Source organism: Bacillus sp. 220_BSPC, from assembly GCF_001054655.1.
Lineage (GTDB): Bacteria > Bacillota > Bacilli > Bacillales > DSM-1321 > Peribacillus > Peribacillus frigoritolerans.
Map to the genome: position 1 here is coordinate 1 of NZ_JVPL01000140.1, position 2,148 is coordinate 2,148.

Here is a 2,148-nt window from a genome sequence, read left to right on the forward strand (position 1 = left end):
GCATCTGGAGGGGAAATCAACCACACCGCACTACTTGGTAAATAGCAACATAGTATGTTAAAACAGCCTTAAATTTAGATTGAAAGCAAAGTAATATGTTGTTTCCTTTTGTTTTAAAATATTATTTTATGCTATACTGATTTTATTAATATCAGAAGGGATGATGGGTGGCCGATGATTAACTAATCTTATTTTTAAAATTTGAAATCGCATATTTCAAATCATACAAAATAGGATTAGTCTGCCCATTTTCTATAAATTTTAGAGCTATCGTGAAAATAGCTCTTATTTGATAATGCACAGGTACGACTAATCCTTCCATATGAACTGGGAGGATTTTTTTTATTCTCCCTTAAAGAGAGGGATGGATTATATGAAAGAACTTTTAAAATTAACTAATATTAGTTATGAAGTATTGGACCTGAACATTTTTGAAAATGTTAATGCTACAGTTCAACAGGGCGAGATCATCGGTATCATTGGTAAAAATGGTGCCGGAAAATCTACGTTGTTACAATTAATCAACAATGATTTAGAGCCTGCACATGGACAAATCCAATGGCTGCAGCAAGACGTGAAAGTTTTTATGGTTGAACAAGAAGTCGAGTCCCATTCTTCAGAAGATAAGACGCCTTCAGAAGTTAAATTACTTGATAAAATGCATGTACCAAGCCATGACTTCCCACTACTAAGCGGGGGAGAAAAACTGAAAGCCCGGTTAGCAAAAGGACTTTCTAAAGATGCTGACCTTTTACTATTAGATGAACCGACGAACCACCTTGATGAGGAAAGTTTAGAATTCCTCAAAGAACAATTTAAAAATTATGGAGGTACCATCATTTTTGTTTCTCACGATCGTTATTTTTTGGATGCTGTAGCAACGAAAATTTGGTCGATTGAAGATAAAAAGCTAATTGAGCACAGAGGGAATTATTCTAGTTATATGGAGGTTCACAAACAGAAAAGACTTACACAACAACGTGAATATGAAAAACAGCAAAAAATGATTGAACGGATTGAGGGACAAATGAAAGAAATCACTTCTTGGTCAAAAAAAGCCCATTCCCAATCGACCAAAAAGGAAGGAATTAAGGAATACTATCGCGTAAAAGCAAAGCGCATGGATGCACAGGTAAAATCTAAACAAAAGCGTCTTGAAAAAGAGCTTGAAAAAGCAAAAACTGAACCTGTTGAGCCGGAATACACTGTACGCTTTTCAATTAATGCAAAAAACAAGATGGGAAAACGTTTTTTGGAAGTTAAGAATTTAACTAAGTCTTTTAACGGTCGAACACTATTTAAAAACGTCAATTTCACGATTCAGCATGGTGAGAAGGTTTCCATAATAGGTCCCAATGGCAGCGGAAAGACGACATTATTAAAAATAATCCTTGGACATGAAACTTATGCGGGCGATGTATGGATTTCACCATCTGCGAAAATAGGCTATTTGACGCAGGAAGTGTTTGATTTACCACTTGAACTAACACCGGCCCAGCTATTTCATAAAGAAACTTTCGAGTCTAGAGGGCACGTTCAAACTTTAATGAAGCATTTAGGCTTCACGGTATCTCATTGGACAGAACCCATTAAGAATATGAGTATGGGTGAGCGAGTAAAATGTAAGTTAATGGAATATATATTAGAGGAAAAAGATGTGCTCATTTTGGATGAACCGACAAATCACCTGGACTTAGCTTCACGGGAACAACTTGAGGATACCTTAGCACAGTACACCGGAACGCTACTCGTCGTTTCGCATGATCGATATTTTCTCGAAAAAACGACAAGCAGCAAACTTGTCATTTCGAATAATCACATTCAAAAGCAATTGTATGAATCACCTTTAAAAAGAGATGATCTGGAAGAACTTCGATTAACGCTTGAAACAGAAAGACAAGAAGTTTTAGGAAAGCTTAGCTTTATGACTCCAAACGATAAAGCGTACGCAGAACTCGACCAAAAGTTTAATGAGCTTACGAAAAAAATAAACGAACTTGGTGACAAATGACTATCAACTGTAACTTATTGAAACTGATAAATTAAATGTAGAAACCCTTAGAATGATTTAAGTCTAAGGGTTTTTTAGATAGGCTCTTTTCGTAAAGATTGTTGTTTTTAAACGAAACTATTTAAGGTTGATTGGAG

Annotated in this window: 1 protein-coding gene; it reads left to right on the forward strand. The window is 35.6% G+C overall.

The genetic code is table 11. The features are described 5' to 3' along the window. Positions 1-373: 373 nt before the first annotated feature. Positions 374-2,011: a ribosomal protection-like ABC-F family protein gene (gene abc-f, locus ADA55_RS09270; protein ID WP_048682423.1), complete on the forward strand. Its 1,638-nt coding sequence runs from the start codon at positions 374-376 to the stop codon at positions 2,009-2,011. The last annotated feature ends 137 nt before the right edge of the window (positions 2,012-2,148 follow it).